General features: G+C 67.8%; 13 protein-coding genes. 1 reads left to right on the forward strand and 12 read right to left on the reverse strand.

All coding sequences use genetic code 11. The features are described 5' to 3' along the window. Positions 1–20 precede the first annotated feature (20 nt). The 11 genes from LWF15_RS02865 to LWF15_RS02915 all read right to left on the reverse strand — a co-directional run bounded on the left by LWF15_RS02865 (position 21) and on the right by LWF15_RS02915 (position 11252). Entirely contained in the window at positions 21–2066 is a 2046-nt protein-coding gene (locus LWF15_RS02865; protein WP_232808744.1) for an NAD(+) synthase, read from the reverse strand. A 120-nt stretch (positions 2067–2186) separates the two neighbouring features. After that, complete coding sequence (locus LWF15_RS02870) at positions 2187–3509, reverse strand: EAL and HDOD domain-containing protein (RefSeq protein WP_232808745.1); 1323 nt, start codon at positions 3507–3509, stop codon at positions 2187–2189. 24 nt (positions 3510–3533) lie between these two features. After that, positions 3534–4025, reverse strand: coding sequence for a hypothetical protein (locus LWF15_RS02875; protein ID WP_232808746.1), 492 nt, complete (start codon positions 4023–4025; stop codon positions 3534–3536). Further along, positions 4025–4387 carry a response regulator gene (locus LWF15_RS02880; RefSeq protein WP_232808747.1) on the reverse strand — a complete coding sequence of 121 codons (363 nt, stop codon included), beginning with the start codon at positions 4385–4387 and terminating at the stop codon, positions 4025–4027. The genes LWF15_RS02875 and LWF15_RS02880 overlap by 1 nt, the downstream gene beginning before the upstream one ends. Continuing rightward, complete coding sequence (locus LWF15_RS02885; RefSeq protein WP_232808748.1) at positions 4384–4938, reverse strand: chemotaxis protein CheX; 555 nt, start codon at positions 4936–4938, stop codon at positions 4384–4386. The genes LWF15_RS02880 and LWF15_RS02885 overlap by 4 nt, the downstream gene beginning before the upstream one ends. Further along, positions 4935–5753: a CheR family methyltransferase gene (locus LWF15_RS02890; protein WP_232808749.1), complete on the reverse strand. Its 819-nt coding sequence runs from the start codon at positions 5751–5753 to the stop codon at positions 4935–4937. The genes LWF15_RS02885 and LWF15_RS02890 overlap by 4 nt, the downstream gene beginning before the upstream one ends. After that, entirely contained in the window at positions 5750–6898 is a 1149-nt protein-coding gene (locus LWF15_RS02895) for a protein-glutamate methylesterase/protein-glutamine glutaminase (protein ID WP_232808750.1), read from the reverse strand. The genes LWF15_RS02890 and LWF15_RS02895 overlap by 4 nt, the downstream gene beginning before the upstream one ends. After that, the gene (locus LWF15_RS02900) at positions 6895–7266 is read right to left on the reverse strand and encodes a response regulator (RefSeq protein ID WP_232808751.1); all 372 of its coding nucleotides are present in this window, start codon (positions 7264–7266) and stop codon (positions 6895–6897) included. Before LWF15_RS02900 ends, LWF15_RS02895 begins: the two co-directional genes overlap by 4 nt. Positions 7267–7301: 35 nt before the next feature. Then, entirely contained in the window at positions 7302–7742 is a 441-nt protein-coding gene (locus tag LWF15_RS02905) for a chemotaxis protein CheW (RefSeq protein ID WP_232808752.1), read from the reverse strand. Continuing rightward, the gene (locus LWF15_RS02910; protein ID WP_232808753.1) at positions 7739–10243 is read right to left on the reverse strand and encodes a chemotaxis protein CheA; all 2505 of its coding nucleotides are present in this window, start codon (positions 10241–10243) and stop codon (positions 7739–7741) included. Before LWF15_RS02910 ends, LWF15_RS02905 begins: the two co-directional genes overlap by 4 nt. Before the next feature lie 154 nt (positions 10244–10397). Continuing rightward, positions 10398–11252, reverse strand: a complete 855-nt coding sequence (locus LWF15_RS02915) for a matrixin family metalloprotease (protein WP_232808754.1) — start codon at positions 11250–11252, stop codon at positions 10398–10400. Positions 11253–11800: 548 nt separating this feature from the next. Between LWF15_RS02915 and LWF15_RS02920 the strand changes: the two genes are divergently transcribed. Beyond that, the gene (locus LWF15_RS02920) at positions 11801–14056 is read left to right on the forward strand and encodes an HNH endonuclease signature motif containing protein (RefSeq protein WP_232808755.1); all 2256 of its coding nucleotides are present in this window, start codon (positions 11801–11803) and stop codon (positions 14054–14056) included. Between the two features lie 148 nt (positions 14057–14204). On the opposite strand, the gene LWF15_RS02925 is transcribed toward LWF15_RS02920, so the two are convergent. After that, complete coding sequence (locus tag LWF15_RS02925; protein WP_232808756.1) at positions 14205–17045, reverse strand: hypothetical protein; 2841 nt, start codon at positions 17043–17045, stop codon at positions 14205–14207. Positions 17046–17717 lie beyond the last annotated feature (672 nt).

Consider the following 17717-nt stretch of genomic DNA (forward strand, 5'->3'; position numbering starts at 1 on the left):
CCGCCGGGACCGAGAAGGGCCTAGCTCCCGGGCACCTCGCGCCGGATCTCCTCCAGCCAGATCCGGGCCGAGGCGTCGGAGGGGGCCCGCCAGTCGCCGCGCGGCGAGAGTGAGCCGCCCGCAGTGACTTTCGGGCCGTTCGGCATAGCCGAGCGCTTGAACTGACTGAACGCGAAGAACCGCTGGGCGAAGACCTCGAGCCAGTGCCGGATCACCGGCAGGTCGAACTCGACCCGGCTCTCCGGCGGGAAGTGCGGCGGCCAGCTGCCCTCGGTGGCGTCGACCCAGGCGTGCAGAGCCAGGAACCCGATCTTCGAGGGCCGGAATCCGTAGCGCAGCGTGTAGAACAGCGAGAAGTCCTGCAGCGAGTACGGGCCGACCTTGGCCTCGGTGCTCTGGGTGATCCCGTCCTCGCCGACCGGGACCAGTTCCGGGCTGATCTCACCGCCGACCACGTCCTGCAGCAGCTTGCCCACCCGCTCCTCGAACTGGCCGGACGAGATGACCCAGCGGATCAGGTGCTGCATCAGCGTTTTGGGCACGCCGCCGTTGACGTTGTAGTGCGACATCTGGTCGCCCACCCCGTAGGTGGACCAGCCCAGCGCCAGCTCGGAGAGGTCGCCGGTGCCCAGCACGATGCCGCCGCGCTGGTTGGCCAGCCGGAACAGGTAGTCGGTGCGCAGGCCGGCCTGGACGTTCTCGAAGGTGATGTCGTACACCGGTTCCCCGCCGGCGAACGGGTGTTTCAGGTCGGTGAGCAGCAGTTCGGCGGCCGGCTTCATGTCCAGCTCCTCGAACGTCACGCCGAGCGCCTCGGCCAGGCCGATCGCCTGGTTCTTGGTGCGGTCGCTGGTGGCGAAGCCGGGCAGGGTGAAGGCGAGAATGTCGGTGCGGGGCCGCTTCTCCTCGTCCATCGCCTTGGCCGCCACGATCAGGGCGTGGGTGGAGTCGAGGCCGCCGGAGACCCCGATCACGATCTTCGGCTGCCCGATCGCCCGCAGCCGCTGCCGCAGCCCCGCCACCTGGATGTTGTAGGCCTCGTAGCAGTCCAGCTCGAGCCGGGACTCGTCGGCCGGCACGAACGGGAAGCGCTCCACCTCGCGGCGCAGGCCGATGTCACCGGCCGGGGGCTTGAGCTCGAACTCGATGTGCTGGAACTCGTGCTCGCGGGCCTGCCGGTTGTCGTCGAACGAGCCCATCCGCAGGCGTTCCGAGCGGAGCAGGTCCAGGTCGACGTCGGCCACGGTGCGCCGGTCGCCGTTCGGGAACCGCTCCCCCTCGGCCAGCAGAACGCCGTTCTCGTAGACCATCGTCTGCCCGTCCCAGGACAGGTCGGTGGTGGACTCGCCCTCGCCCGCCGCGGCGTAGACGTACGCGGCCAGGCAGCGGGAGGAGGCCGAGCGGCACAGCAGCTTGCGGTCCTCGGCGCGGCCGATGGTGATCGGGCTGCCGGACAGGTTGACCAGCACGGTCGCCCCCTCGAGGGCGGCCCGGGCGCTGGGCGGAACCGGCACCCACATGTCCTCGCAGATCTCCACGTGCAGCACGAAGCCGGGCACGTCGAGCGCGCTGAACAGCAGGTCGTTGCCGAACGGCACCCGCTGACCGGCGACGGTGATGCTCTGGCCGCCGTCGATGTCGCGGCCGGCCGCCATCTGCCGGGCCTCGTAGAACTCGCGGTAGTTCGGCAGGTACGACTTGGGCGCCACCCCGAGCAGACGCCCGTCGTGGATCACCGCCGCACAGTTGTACAGGCGGTGCCGGTGGCGCAGGGGAAGCCCGACCACCAGCACCGGGGTGAGGCCGGCGGAGCCCTCGACCACCTTCAGCAGGGCCGCCTCGGCCTGGTCGAGCACGGTCTCGTTGAGCAGCAGGTCCTCGATCGAGTACCCGGTGAGGGTCAGCTCGGGAAAGACTGCCAGCCCGACCCCCTCGTCGTGGTTGTCCCGCGCGATCCGCAGCACCGACTCGGCGTTGGTGTCGGGATCGGCGATCGCCGTGCGCATGGTGCACGCGGCGACGCGCAGGAAGCCCTGGTGATAGGCGGAGTAGAAGTGCTGGCTCACGGGGCACAGTCTCTCAAACCAACGGACGTCCGCCTCTGCGGACGTCCGTAAGTCGAGTTTTTGGTGCCCAGACAACAAAGCCAACTTATGGACGTTCGTGGGCACGGACGTCCATAAGTTTCAGTCTCGGGTTGCTCCGGTGATCTCCTCGACCAGACGCAGCGACTCGCTGAGCGACTCCAGGTAGGCGTGAGACACGTCGTAGGGGGCCAGGCCGCTGGCCCGTACCCCCTCGTCGTCGTCCTGCTCGTGCGCCAGCACCGCGTGCAGCGCCGTGCCGGCGCCGCCCAGCCCGCTGACCAACGCGTCGCGCACTTCCTGGGTGACTCCGGCGGCCTCCGCAACGGTGTGCGGCGCAGCCCCCAGCAGTTCGGCCGCCCCGGAGAGCAGCCCGGCCGTGAAGGCCACGTCGGCGGCCGACTGGGGCGCCAGCGACCGGCAGGCGTGCGCCCGGGCCAGCACCTTCCACAGCCGGTCGGCGGGCGAGGTGGTGGACGGGCCCTCCAGCAGGATCAGCACCAGCCACGAGCGCAGGCGGCGCGGACCGATGATCACCAGCGCCTGCCGCAGCGACGAGATCTGACGGCTGGTTCCGGCGGCCGCCGAGTTCGCCGTGCGCAGCAACCGCAGGGCCAGGCCCGGGTCGCTGCCGATCGCCGGTTCGAGCCGGACGATGTCCAGGTCGGGATCCGCGAGCTGGCCCAGCAGACGCACACAGACCAGCTGGGTCGGGCTGAGGGTGCGCCGCTGCAGCACCGTCGGCTTCTCCAGGTACGGCCCCTGCAGAAGGCCGAACCCCAGCCCGGCAACCCTTTTCAGGGTGTCCTCGTCCTCGATGCCGGCGCCGATCATCGCCCGGCCGTGCCCGGTCACCCGGGCGGCCAGCTCGGCCAGCTCCAGGCCGGTGTGCGCGGGGACGTCGATGCGCACGTAGTCGACCAGGTCGAGCAGGGCCGAGCACTCCGGCTGCCCCCGGTAGTCGCACAGCGCGAGCCGGTAGCCGTCGGAACGCAACTCCTCGACCCCGGCCAGCAGTTCCGCGTCCACCATCATGGTCGCCGAGATCTCCACCACCACCCCGGCCGGCTCCACCGGGATCGGGATGATCCCGGTGAGGAAGGCCCGGGTGAAACCGATGAAGACCGGTCGCGCCCCGGCGATCCGGTCGACCCCGAACGTGCCGAAGGTGGAGGCGATCACCTGGGAGGTGGCGCGGTCACCGACCTCGGCGCCGGAGTTACCCGAACTGCTCGAGTGGAAGAGCACCTCGTAGGCCACCAGCGAGCGGCGGACGTCGTACAGTCCCTGCCGGCCGACCTTGACGTCGCGAACCGCATCGGCCGGGGCGCGCGTCTGCGCCGGTACCCGCGCACCTGGCGCGGGTACCGGCGCACCGGCCGTGACCTCGGACGAATCACCGGGATGGGCACCGGATTCCGACATCGCCACTCTCGAGCTCGCCCCTGTTTACTTGATGACGATCGAAAGGGTTCCGTCCCCGTACCCGGCGATCTTCAGTTTGACGTCCATCCGGTTGCCCACCGTGGCGGCCAGGGCCGCGACGTCCGCCGGGATCACCGAGTTCGGCGCGTACATCTCGTACAGCCGCACGTGCGGGTGGTTCGGCAGGTTGAAGATCGAGGCCATCACGTTGAGCACCTCGTAGCACATCTCCTCGAGGTCCTGCGGCAGCGTGCGGGTCTTGATCGCCTCGTCCACCACACCCTTCGGGATCATGCCCAGGGCCCCGCCGATCCGGGCCGCACACTCCAGGTCCACCACCGCCAGGGCCGACGTCTTCAGCTGGTCGGTGACGTACACAGCAACCACGTTGGTTGACTTGGCCGGCGGGGCGACCCCGTCCGACAGGTCTACGTCGCGGCCGATCAGGCCCTCGATCGTGTTGCGCACCGAGTGCCGGCTCGGCATCGGCGACTGCTGCTCGGTCTGAACGCTCATCAGGAAACCACCGTTCCGAGTGTGTCTGAGAAGATTTCCGCGGTGAAGGGCTTGACGATCACTCCGATGGCGCCGGCCGAGTCGGCCATCTCACGCATCTCGTCCGAGCCCTCCGAGGTCACGAAGCAGAAGGGCGTGGTGCTGCCGCTGGCGCGCAGCGCCTTGAGGAACTCGATGCCGGTCATCTCCGGCATGTTCCAGTCCGAGAGGATCAGGTCGGGCTTCTCCGCCTGGGCCATCTCCAGGCCCATCCGCCCGTTCTCGGCCTCGATGATCTCGTGCTTTCCGAGGCCGGCCTGGCGTATGGTGCGGACGACGATCTTCCGCATGACGCTGCTGTCGTCGGTGACAAGGATCTTCATGGGGTCGGCTCCAGGGTTGCGTCGGAATTGTCCGGAGGCCAGAGCAGGTCTGCCACCGGGGCTTGGGGGTGGATGGCGAGCTGGACGACGTGGCCGAGCACGATGGCCCGGACGTAGGTGCTGCCGTCAGCCGGCTCGGCCTCGGCGAACTGCTCGTCCTCGACGATCTGCGCGGCCGGCAGCGAGAGCCGGGCGTGGGTGCACAGGAGCGTCTTGACGTTGCCGCCGGCGATGTTGCTGATCTCGGCGATCGAGTCGCTGAGGTCGTTCGGGCCCGGAGAGCTGACCGACATCATCCGGGCCGCCATGACCCTGGCCAGGCTCGCCCCGACGCGCACCTCGATCACCGCGAACTCACCTGCGGTGGTGTCGGTCTCGTCGGTGACGTCGGACCGGTCGTGGATGGCCAGCCGTGACATCACGGTCGGGCCGACCGGCAGCTGGTTGTTGGTGACGATCGCTTCTTCCTTGAGCACGGAGGAGAACACGTCGGTGAGGATCACCCCGAGTTCCTCCCGCACATCGTCGTCCAGGTCGGTGAAGACGCTCATGTCCCTCCTCCGTTTCGAAAGATCACTACCTTCTCGGTCTCCACCCGGGCGAAGTTCCCGTCCAGGCTGAGCGTGCTCTCGGCCCCGCCCAGCACCAGGAACCCCCCGGGCTTGAGGGCTTTGCGGACATTCGCCAGAACCTGGCGCTTGGTCGGCAGATCGAAGTAGATGAGCACGTTGCGCAGGAACACGATGTCGATCGGCGGCAGACCCACCGGCGGCATCGCCAGATTGCCCTGCCGGAAGCTGGTCAGGGCCCGTACCTCCGGCTTGACGATCCAGTCCCTGCCCACCTGATCGAAGTACTTGACCAGGTACTTGACCGGCATTCCGCGATTGATCTCGAGCTGACTGAACTTTCCGGCCGTGGCCCGGGCGACCATGGTCGGCGAGATGTCGGTCCCGTGGATCCGCGCGGTCTTCCCTGGGTTCATCGGCAGCCAGTCCAGCAGCAGAAGGGCCAGTGAGTAGGCTTCCTGCCCGCTGGAGGACGCCGCCGACCAGACGTTCACGGTCGGGCCGCCGTTGCGCTTGAGCTCGGGCAGCATCAGGTTGCTGAACGCGTCGAACGGGTGCTGGTCACGGAAGAACGAGGTCTCGTTGGTGGTCAGCGCGTCCACCACCGCGTCGCAGGCCTCGCGGTCGTTGCGGCGCAGCCGGTGCACGAGCGCGGTCAGGTCCTTGTCGCCGAACTTCCGCGCGACCGGGGCCAGCCGGGACTCCACCAGGTACTCCTTGCCCGGCTGCAGGTCGATCGAACTGCGCTGCCGGACCATTCCGGTGACGAAGGTGAAGTCGGTGTCGGCAAGCGTCATGCCCTCACTCCGCCCGGAACCGGGCCGTTGGCCTGACGCGTGGACCCGCTCTGACCGGCGCCCTGGTTCGCGCTGAGCGCCGAGGTCACCGTGCCGGCCATCTGCTCCAGCGGCAGCACCCGGTCGGCCTGCCCGGCCATCACCGTGGCCCCCGGCATGCCCCAGACCACACTGGTGGCCTCGTCCTGGGCGAACACCTCGCCACCGGCCGCCCGGATCACCCCGGCGCCCAGGGCGCCGTCCTTACCCATGCCGGTCAGCACCACCGCGAGCACCCGGTTGCGGTACACCGCGGCCACCGAGCGGAACATCACGTCCACCGCGGGGCGGCAGAAGTTCTCCGGCGGCGCGTCGCTCAGGTGCACGAAAACCCCCGTACCCCGGGTCTTCAGCTCCATGTGCAGACCGCCGGGAGCGATCAGCACCTTGCCGCGCTCCACCGAATCACCCTCGGCCGCCTCGCTGATGCTCAGCTTGCAGGTCGAGTTCAGGCGCTGTGCCAGCATCTTGGTGAACACCGGCGGCATGTGCTGGGTGATCACCACCGGCACCGGGAGCTCTCCCGGCAGCGCACTGAGCACGGTGGCCAGGGCGTCCGGGCCCCCGGTCGAGCTACCGATCGCGAGCAGGCCGAAAGGCTGCGTACGACGAGTGGTTCCGGAGGCGCGTGACTGCCCGGCCGGAGGCTGCGGCGGCGGCATCGGGGCGCGAGCGACCCCGACCACCTTCCGGGCCCCGGTGAGCGCCACCAGCTTCGGCACCAGCTGCTCGGAGATGTTCTTGCGGCTCTCCATCACGCTGCCGACGTTGGCCGGCTTCGTGACGTAGTCGCTGGCCCCGGCCGCGAGCGCGTCCATGGTGGCCGAGGCGCCGCGCTCGGTCAGGGTGGAGAACATCACGATCGGCAGGCGTGGGTGGGTCTTTCGCAGGGCCCGGACCGCGTCGACCCCGTTCATCACGGGCATCTCGATGTCCATGGTCACGGCGTCCGGCTTCAGTTCCTCGACCTTGCCGATCGCGACCTGCCCGTTGTGGGCGACCCCGACCACCTCGATCCGGGGGTCGGCGTCCAGGATCTCCTTGATCAACCGGCGGATGACCACCGAGTCGTCGACGATCAGGACGCGGATGAGTGACCCGCTCATACCCCCACCAATCCCAGGAGCGCCAGCTTGTCGGCGATCACCTCTTCGGTGAACGGTTTGATCACGTACTCGTGCGCGCCGGCGGCCAGAGCCCGGACGATGTTGGCCTGTTCGCTCTCGGTGGTGACCATCATCAGCGTCACGTCCCGGAACTCCTCCCTGACACGGACCGCCTTGATGAAGCTGAGTCCGTCCATCCGTGGCATGTTCCAGTCGACCAGGGCCACGTCGGGCACGTAGCCCTGGTCGAGCAGGTCCATCGCGTCGCGGCCGTCGAAGGCCTGCGCGACGTCGAAGCCGAGTGCGCCGAGTTGCTTGGTCAGGATCGCCCGCATGGCCCGCGAGTCGTCGATCACCAGTGCCTGCATCGAGTCGGTCCCCCTCCGTCCTCCGGCCGGCGCCCTCAGGCGGCGGTCGAGCGGCTCTCGTCCATGGCCAGCAGGGCCCGGGCGTCCAGCGCCAGCAGGAGCTTCTCGGGCATCGTGTAGGCGCCGAGCAGCAGCGAGCCGACCTGGGCGTTCACCGTGGAGGGGGTGGTCTCGAAGGGGACCTGCGAAACCTCCACCACCCCGCCGATCTCGTCGACCAGCAGGCTCACCGGCTCGTCGTCGACCCGGACCACCACGTTCACCTGCGGCTTGTCCTCACCGCTGGGCGGCAGGCCCAGCCGGGCCCGCACGTCGATCGCGGTCAGCACCTCACCGCGCAGGTTGATCAGGCCGGCCACCTCGGGCTGGGAGAGCGGCACCGGCGTGAACTGGTTCATCCGGACCACCTCCTGCACCAGGGCGACCTCCACCCCGAACAGGTAGGAACCGACGTGGAAAGTGGACAGCTGGGTCACAGCGCCTCCTCGTACATGTCGCCGAGCTGCTGCATCGTCGTGGCTCCGGCGTCGTCCTGGTAGAAGGCAGGGTCGGCGGCGAGCACCGCGGCCTGCACGTCGAGCAGCTCGACCACCCGGTCACCGACGACGATCGAGCCCAGCAGGGCGTGGTCGTCGATGTCGGACCGGGAGCCGGCGCGCTCGGTGGCGATGTCCATGATCCGCTCGACCGCGAACCCGACGCTGCGCTCGCCGCGGGTGTAGACCACCAGCTGCAGGCGCTCGGAGTCGCTCTCGTCGCCGTAGGCGCCGAGCAGACTGGCCAGCCGGACCAGCGGCATGATGTGGCCCCGGTACTGGACCACCTCGCGTCCGCCGACCCGCTCGATGGTGTTGGTCGGGATCTCTTCCAGCCGGGTGACCATGTCCAGCGGGATGGCGGTGCGCCGGCCCCCGGACAGCTCGACCACCAGCACCGGGTCGATCGCCGTGGTCTCCTCGGTGACTGCCGAGCTGGCCGCCCCGGCCGGGTTCGACAGCACGTCGGCCTGCCGGGCGATCGCCGTGGCGTCGAGGATGAGCACCACGCTGCCGTCACCGTGGATCGTGGCGCCCTGGTACATCGGCAGCGCCTTGAGGTGCCGGCCGAGCGGCTTGACCACGATCTCCTGGGTGTCCAGGACGTCGTCGACGACCAGGCCGAAGCGGTGCTGCTCGGCCTGCAGGACGACGATGAAGCCGCCGCGGCCGTCACCGTTCTTGCCGCCGCCGCTGGAGGTGCCGAAGGGCACCAGGCCGAGCTGCTCGTCCAGCTGCACCAGGGGCAGCAGCGCGCCGCGCAGCCGGTAGACCGGGGCCCCGGAGATGTGCTCGATCCCGCCCCGGGCGTGCTCGCCGGACAGGCGCACCAGCTCCAGCACGCTGACCTGCGGCACCGCGTACCGGTGACCGGAGCAGCCGATGGTCAGGGCCGGGATGATCGCCAGGGTCAGCGGGATGCTGAGCCGGAAGGTGGACCCGGCGCCCTTGTTCGAGACGACGTCGACGGAACCGCCGATCGCCTCGATCCGGGTCTTCACCACGTCCATGCCGACCCCGCGGCCGGAGACGTTGGTGACCTTGGCCGCGGTGGAGAAGCCGGGCAGGAAGATCGACTGGGTGATCTCCCGCGGCGTCATCTTCTCCAGCGCGGCCTGAGTGACCAGACCCCGCTCGACGGCCTTGGCGCCGACGATGGTGTGGTCGATCCCCGCACCGTCGTCGATGATCTCGAGGTGGACCAGGCCGGCCTCGTGGTAGGCGCGCAGGGTGAGCGTGCCCTCCGGGTTCTTGCCCTTGGCGATCCGTACGTCCGGCGGCTCGATGCCGTGGTCGATGGCATTACGGACGAGGTGCGTCATCGGGTCCTTGATGGCCTCGAGAACGCTCCGGTCCAGTTCGGTGTCACGACCCTCCATCTCGAGCTTCACGTTGCGCTCGAGCTGGCGGGAGAGGTCACGGACGACTCGGGGCAGTTTCGACCAGACCGTGTCGACCGGCTGCATGCGGGTCTTCATGACCTGCTCCTGCAGCTCGCTGGTGATCAGCGAGAGCCGCTGCGCGGACCGGGCCAGGGCGCTGTCGTTCTGCTCGTCGAGCTCGGAGACCAGGGCGTTACGGGAGAGCACGAGCTCGCCCACCATCGACATCAGGGTGTCCAGCAGCCCGATGTCCACCCGCACCGAGGACTCGACCACCGAGCGCTTCTGCTCGCCGCCCTCCCCGGGTTCCGGGGCCGGCTTGGCCTTCTCGGCCGCCGGGGCGGGTGCGGGGGCCGGTGCGGGAGCGGGCGTGGGAGCCGGGGCCGCTGCGGCGGGCGCCGGCGTCTCCGGCACGTTGGTGATCGAGACCTCGGCCGTGACCACCTGCGCCCCGGTCGGGATCTCCTCGGGGTGGCCCTTGGCCGCCTCGGCCAGTTCGTGCGCGGCCTCGATGGCCCGGTCGGCGGCGGCCTGGGCCGCCGCCTGGACGACCTCCTCGGTCGAGGCCCCGGCCGGGTCGCCCGCCTGCTCGGTGGCCTGGGCCACGACCTGCTCGGTGGCGCCCTCGGGGCTGCTGCTCTGGGCCGGGATCAGCGGCGCCGGGGCCGACGCCCCGTCTTCCAGCAGCGTGCCCAGCCGGGCGACCAGCTCGGTGTGGTCGTCGTCGCCCTCGCCCCCGCTGGCCTCGATGTTGGACAAGAGGCCGCGGACGGCGTCGACCATGGCCAGCAGCGCGCTGGCCCGCTCCTCGTTGAGGATGATCTTGCCGTCGCGCATCCGGCTGAGCAGGTTCTCACCGACGTGGGTGAGCTTCTCGAGCTTGTTGAACGCCAGGAAACCGCTGGTGCCCTTGATCGTGTGGATGGTGCGGAAGATGCTGCCCAGCAGATCACGCGAGGTGGGGTCCTGCTCCAGAGCGAGCAGGTCGGTGTCGAGCTGGTCGAGATTCTCGTGCGACTCGACCAGGAACTCGGCAACGATCTCGTCGATCGCCTCCATCAACTCTCCTTCAAGAACAACCGCATGGTCCGGACGTTGGTTTTTTCATCGGCATCCGCGGGTCACTCTTGAGCAGGCACTGAGGGCACCGGCGGTGACCACGCGGGCCGGTCGGTTCGGGTGGGCCGGAGGGGTGTCGGAGGGCTTACGCAGGTCAGCTCAGGTCGCTGATGCTGACGTTGGCCGGTACCTCGATGCAGCCGGCCTTCTTCCCCACCCGGGCCAGGCCGGCCAGGTCCCCCTTGGCGAAGCCGCTGGGCGAGGAGGCGGTCAGCGTCGGGTACATCTGCTGCCGGCGGCTGCTCACGTGGTCCAACCCGGTGGCGTGCCCGAGCTCGTGCAGGATCACGTTGCTCTGCCGCAGGCCCCGGCCGAAACCGGTCTTCAGCTTCTGGATCGCCGCGGCCTCGAGCACCACGTAGCCGCGCATCACCGCGGCGCCCTCCCCCTGGCTGCCGTACCAGGTCGACCACAGCACCCCGCCGTAGCCGAGGCTGCGCGCGGTCATCGGGAAGTCGGTGCGCTTCTTGGACACCGCGGCGACCACGATCTCGGCCGGCTGCTTGGTCAGGTTGTCCTGCCGGGGAACGAAGCTGGTGGTGCCCTTGTACCGGTAGGTCATCCCGGTCGCGGCGGACAGCCGCTTGAACGAGGCCTTGACGGTCTTCAGCATCGCCGCCCGCTTGGCCTTGGGCAGGCCGCTGAGGTTGACCCGGTAGGTGATCGCGGTCTGGCACGGGTTCCAGCGCGCATCGATCGTCTTACCGCTGTTCAGGCGCGCCTGCATGATCGAGTACGACGAGGTCTGCGCCGCCGTCTTCTGCAACCCACCGCTCAACTGGCCGCCGACCGCGTCGGTGCTGGCGAGCGTCCGCAAGCTCTGGCTGTTGCCGTTCGGGCCCGCCCCGGCGAACTGCGGTGCGAACAGGGCGACGACCACGACGAGAGCGGCCAGGGCGAGCCCGGACCAGGCGGGACGGGTTCGCTGCCGTTGTGCGCCGGTGACCAAGTCGTCCTCGTTCCCTCAAGCCGTCCGCAAGGCAGGCAGTGATCGCGGCGGTAGGTCACCGCCTGTGACTTGAGGTTGACCGCCGATCCGTGATCGTGGGATCTGCCGGCCGGGTGAAGGTGACTGATAGGGCGGCACTCTCGATGACGGAGAGTCGATTCTTGTACTTCACAAAGCCGATACCAGACCGGGGCTCACTGGGCGTTCCGGGCACAGTGCCTACGCCGGGTGCATGAAGGTTTAAACAGGCGCCTCAACATGGGCGGATCTTGAGGGTGGCACCCGTTCGGAGCAGGCGAATGTGCGGGGTCACAAGCTGTTATGGCTTCGCTTGGCGATGCACTGGGCCATGCCGACGGGTGGCCGCTACTGCCAGCGCTACCAATGGCTCCGCCACCAACGGCCTGCCACCGATGCCGCCATCACTGCCAGCGCCAACAACGGCCCGCCACCTTCGATCCGGAAGGTCCAAGTTTGTCGGTGGTGGCAGTTATGCTCTCTTGGTAGGTGGAAATCCACCAAACCTGTTGGGGGACGGGGGTACTGCGGTGAGTTCTTTATCCGAAGGGCGCCTGGCGGGGCGTGCGCCGAAGGAACTGATGGCGCTGGCAAGGTGGCTTCTGGACGAAATGGATCCCGCATTCATGGAGGGTCTATGCACTGCTCCACCCGCCGTCCCAGCCAACAATCCAGCCACCAACTACCCCGCAGACTCAGCCACCGAGTGGCCCGCAAACTCAGCCACCAAGCGGCCCGCCGACCCAGCCACCGAGTGGCCCGCCGATCTACCCACCGAGTCGCCCACCGACGCACCGACGGAACTACCCGACCGCGGCTGCGCCGATTCGTCGCCTGACTCGTCAGCTGACTCGTCAGCTGCCTCGTCGGCGGCCATCTCCCACCAACTGCTCGAGCTGGCCGTCCAGCAGGAGTGGCTGATCCGGTCCATACAGGCCAAGCGGATCGCGACCCTGGCGCAGGCGGTGAAGGCGATGCCACCGGCCCGTCGCCGCCGCGCAACCAAGCGCCGCAACAACCCGATCAACCGCGAAGCAGGCACCAGCCAGGACAAGGCAGACCACGGCCAAGATGCAGACACCGACGCTGCAGCCGATACCGGGGCGCGGATCTCTTCAGTACGCCTCACTTCAGCCCGGATAGCGCCGGAAATGACCCTTCATCCCCGCACCGCCACCACGCTGCTGGAACATGCTCAGGGCCTGGTCGACGATCTCCCCACGATCATGGCCCTCTTCGCACAGGCCCGACTGGATCAGGCCCGGGCGATCGTCGTCACCCGCAGGCTGCACCAGGCTGCCGAGGAGATCGAGAACTTCGAACCCGGCTGCGACCGCTGGCGAATGACCGAGGCCATGATCGCCAGCCAGGCCCCCGGCCTGACCTGCCGCGATCTGGAACGGCTGATCGATCGGCTCCTGCTTCAGCTCCAGCCCGACGCCGGCACGCAGGCCCATGAAGAAGCCCGGCGCAGTCGGCACGTGCGGTTCGAGGCCCTGGCCGACGGAATGGCTCTGATCACCGCCATGGTCCCGGCCGACATCGCACAACTGCTGCACGGATTCCTCGACGCCGCTGCGGACGCCGCTCGCGACCGCGCCCAAGAGGAAGGCGCCCCTGATCCTCGCACCCATGACCAGCGGTGCGCCGATGCACTGGCGGCTCTCGTGCAGGCAGTCACGAACGGCATGCCCATTCCGCTTGCCGACGATGCAGACGCAGAGGCCGCCGACACCGACACAGCCGCCACCCAGACCGCCGCCACCGGCGAGGACACCGCCACTACCACCCACGATGTCCCCGACTCTACTTCCGCCACCTCCACACGGTCACAAGCCGAATCAGCGGAACCCGCTGACGCCGAGTCTGTTTCGCGCCCCACTTCAGTACACGCCTCCATAGCCAAGGCCTGGCAACAGATTCTCGCCCTGAACGGTGGCAACAGCCGCAAGACCCTGCTGAACGTCACGATCACCGACGCCAGTCTTCTCGGCCTGGACAACACTCCCGGCCTCCTGCACGGCCATGGCCCCATCGCCGCAAGCCTGGCCCGCCGCCTCGGCATCAAGCCTGCACAGGTCAACTTCATCATCCTGCCTGGAGCCTGCACGCACCCCGACGCGCACAACAGCCATCAGCCGGGCTCGGGCGAGGGAGTTACCTCAGAAGAGCTCTGCCCGGCCGGGCTTGATCACAGCTTGCCCGGCATTCGTCGGTACCGACCTGGGCAGGCTCTGACCAACGCCCTCACGTCGCTCTACCCGACCTGCGTGTTCCCCGGCTGCACAACCCCTGCAACAAGCTGTGACCTGGACCATCTCATGCCTTTTGGCCTGAGCGGGATGAGCTGCATCTGCAACATGCGGCCCGCTTGCCGTCCGCATCATCGTCTGAAGACCTTCGGAGGCTGGACCGCCCGAGCCTCACGGCCGGACGAGCCGTTTCCCTTCGGGTCGACGGTCTGGACCACCCCCGACGGCACCCAGCATCACACGCCCCCACCGTGCCTACCTGGCATGCCCGGGTGGTCCTTCCCGACCACAGTCTCCGAGCCTGAACCGGAAACCTTGATCAGAGTGGATCTCATGCCCTCCGAAGAACGCACCGCCCGCCGCACTCGCCGATGGAAGAGCAGCCTGGACTGGTGGAAGAACCACATGCAGAAGGCGCGGCGGGAAGCTCAACGCCGCGCCCACCAGAATCCCCCACCGCTACGCAGACCACCCCATGCACCCTGGGGCGAAAGTCAGGGAAGGGTAGCTGGTCTCGATGATCCGCCTTTCTGACGTACACATGCGCCTGGCCGGGCTATGGCAGTCCTGGCCAATCGGGTTGCCCCGCCGAGCCCATCCAAAACGCGGAAGGGCCGGCAACCCTTTCGGATTGCCGGCCCTTCGCCGGTTTCAGATCGTCAGTGGGTCAGCGCCCACCGATTCACTTGACCTTGATCTTGAGCACCTTGCTCTTGCCCATGCTGGTGCCGGGGGCCTTGAAGGTCACGTACACCGAGCGCGTGCCCTTCGCCAGCTTCACCGTGGTCTTGCCCGCACCGGACGTGCTGGACGTGACCTTCTTCAGCAGCTTGTCCTTGCCGGCGACGTCCTGGTAGAAGTTCAGCGTCGCCTTGGTGTTCGGGTCACCGTTGGCCGAGAGCTGAACCCGTCCCTTACCCAGCGCCTTTCCGCTCAGGCTGACCTTCGACCAGACCTCGGTCAGCGACGAGGCGCTGCTCATGCCGTCGGCCTTGACGATGAAGTACGTCGACCGGGTCACCCTGGTGGACAGACCGAACTCGCCCTCGGCGTCCGTCATCGCGGAGTCCATCAGGCTGTACGAGCGCTCGCCGGACTCCTTCGACCAGATGTCGACCGACACGTTCGGGCGGAAGGTACCGGACAGCTTGGCCGTTCCGCCCTGGCCACCCGCGGTGACGTTGGCCGTCGAGCTCAGGGTGAGCTTCGTGGCCGCGACCGTGATGGTTCCGGTGCCGCTCTCCTTGCCCTCCGGCAGGGTGACGCCGGCCGTCTTGTAGGCGGCATTCGGCGTCAGCACGGCCGGGGTGACGAGCTTGGCGGTCAGTTCGAGCTCGCCACTCTGATTGGTACCACCGATGAAGGTTGTGCTGAACACACCGGCGGCGTTCGTGGTGACGTAGGTCGATCCGATTGCACCGATCGTGGAGGTCCCCGTGGACAGAGTCACGTCGGCATCCGGAACCGCGTTCCCGAAGATGTCCGTAACCTTGCCAGTCACAATCATCGTGGCCCCGGGCGCACCGGAGTTGTCGTCGACCGTGACGTTGTAGCCCTGGGTGCTGGCCGGAGCCTTGACCGTGACCGTCGAGGAGGCTGTGGCCGAACCCGAGGTCGCGGTGATCTTGTGCTCACCGGACTTCGTGAAGAAAACGTATGCACCGGAGAGCACACCCGAGGCGTTGGAGACGACGTCCATCGACTCCATCAGCGGGTGATCGGCGTCCGGGGTGGCAGCGCTGGAGAACCAGACACCGTTGCCGCCGGTGAGCTTCACACTCTGGTAGGCCAGAGGCGCGTTGTCAGCCCCTAGTACCGTTCCGGCGATCTGACCCGTTGTGTTGCCGAAAGCCGCGACCTGTGTGGCATCCGGGGCGGTGTTGTCCTGGATCGTCAGATCCTTGGCTCCGTCGGCCGGGGCAGTCAAGGTGACCTTCGAAGCAGTGGCAGAACTGGCCCACTGAATCGTTGCGGTGGCGGTCTTGCCCCCGTAGGTGAAGGTCAGCGAGTTCGTGGTGCCCGCAGCGGGAGGCGTGGTCGGGGTGTAGGTGTAGCTGAACGTCCCGTTGCTCAATACGGCGTTACCGGTCGCGTCGCCGCTGACGGCCACCTGCTGGTTCTCACTCGCCGGCGGCTGGAAGTCCTTGCCGAACTGGTCGACCAGCTTACCCTTCACCGTCACGGAAGTAGTCCCGACCTTGGGAGTCAGTTCCGTGGAGGTGCTGGTGATCTTCACCGCGTCGACCGCTGCGGCCTGGTAGGCGACCGACAGCGCCGGGGTGGCGTTCGCGGCACCGCTGGAGGCGTTCACGGTGTACGCATTGGCGTCTGCCGTCTTGGCACTGCGTACAGTCAGCTTTGCCATGCCGTCCGCGCCCGTGGTGACCGTTACTTCACCACTGGCCGGAACAGCCGCACCGTTCGCGGTCAGATCCGTCAGAGCGATCCCTGCTCCGGCGGTCAGAGTGAAGGTCACCGTCGCGTTCGCGACCGGCGCCGGCGTACCGGCGTTGTCCATCGCCTTGGCGGTGAACATCACATCTGAGGTGCCCGGGCGCACCTTCACCGTGCCACCGGTCACCTTGACGTTGTCCGACTGACCAGTGTCTACGGCGGTCGTCAAGGTCGCGACGCCGTTGCTGGTGATCTCAGTCGTCCGGGCCGTGCCGACGGTGGCGCCGGCAGCGCTACCCAGCTTCAATTGCGTCGTCAACGTGTGCGGGGTCCCGGCGTCGCGCCCGAGGGCGTCGGCACCGTCAGTGCCGGTCGACATGTACCGGAAGATACCGTCCGCAGCTGTGTACTGGCCTACACCGTCAACATTTTCACCAGTGACACCACCGCCGGCGTCTGCGAAGTCGAAGTAGAGCTCCTTGGCGATCGCATCGCCCAAGGCGCTCGGCGATCCACCGCGAATGTCCTCGGTCGTCAGCGTGGTGGTCACCTTGGCCTTGGCAGCCTTGGTACCAGCCTGCACAGTTGCGGGCGCGGCGAGCGTGAAGGCATCAGCGGCAGCACGCGCGTTCAGTGTGAAGGTGGGCGTGGTGCTGTCAAAGTTGGCCTGGTAGATCCCGTCACCGTTGGTGTCTTGGAACACCCGGAACGTGTAGGTACCTGCATCTTCTGCACCGAAGTACAAAATATCCGAGGCTAGCGGGGTCGTGGCCAGTGAAACCGGCGCCGTCGTCGTCCCGGTCGCCCCGAAGGTGTTGGTTGGCGCACCGTTGCTCGCTACGCGCTGACCGTAGACCTCACCACCGGCAGGTGCCGTGAGCACGTCGAGGTAGAGCGTGTCGGTACCGGTCGTCCCAGACACCTTCGTTCCATAAGTGAGCGCAGCGGAGTCTGCATCCACCTGCGGATCGGCAGCCAGGATCGACGCATTGGTCATACCTCCCACGAAGGTGAGGCTTTGGCCAACCGCCTGGGCCGGTGAGGCGAAGATCCCCAGACCTGCACTGCAGAGGGCGGTCACGCCCAGCGCGGCGATCGGGATCCGCGCCTTTTTGCTGTTGAGGTTCATGAAGCGAGTTCCTTCCTCTGCGATCCCACCCCAAGGCGGCGACCGCTTCCTTGACCCGTGACCGTGAAAGTTCCCGTCCCCCAACCGCGCCACGTCAACGCGGAGGGTTCGGCGGGGTCCGGGCTGTCACTGAGATCAGACACGGATCGACGATTGCGACCCGAGACAGAATGTAGGGGAAGGACTACCGAGAGACACGCCTCTGGGCCTGTCCCGACCTGTCGCCCGCATCAGCAGACGTCGGGCGCATCACGAATAACACTAGAGAATCGGGCTATTCACGCTCAGTGTGCGCAAGAGGCTTCGGGCGGCCTCCGGGTCACGCATTGGGGCCTCTCACCTGCACTGTTACCGGGTCGCCGGCGCTACCGCCGGGGGAAGTTCAAGGTCAACCGGTGAATTGGATCAAGACCGGGGGACAGAGTCTGCCTGGCAGAAGGCTCGTGAACGGGGACGTGAGGTCACCCGATTGGGCGCGCCCCGGGCCACCGGTTCGGATCAGTCAGGCCGATTGGACCCGAACACCTGAGGTGATCAAGGGGCCGTAGGGCATTCAAATCTCCCCAGAACGTACTACGCCGGCTGGGGTACTCCATCGGAGCTACGCGGCCGTAACCAAAACCGAACAGGGGACGTCCGTGGTGACCACGGGCGTCCCCTGTTCGAGGGTTG

This window comes from Kineosporia rhizophila (assembly GCF_021277265.1).
GTDB lineage: Bacteria > Actinomycetota > Actinomycetes > Actinomycetales > Kineosporiaceae > Kineosporia > Kineosporia rhizophila.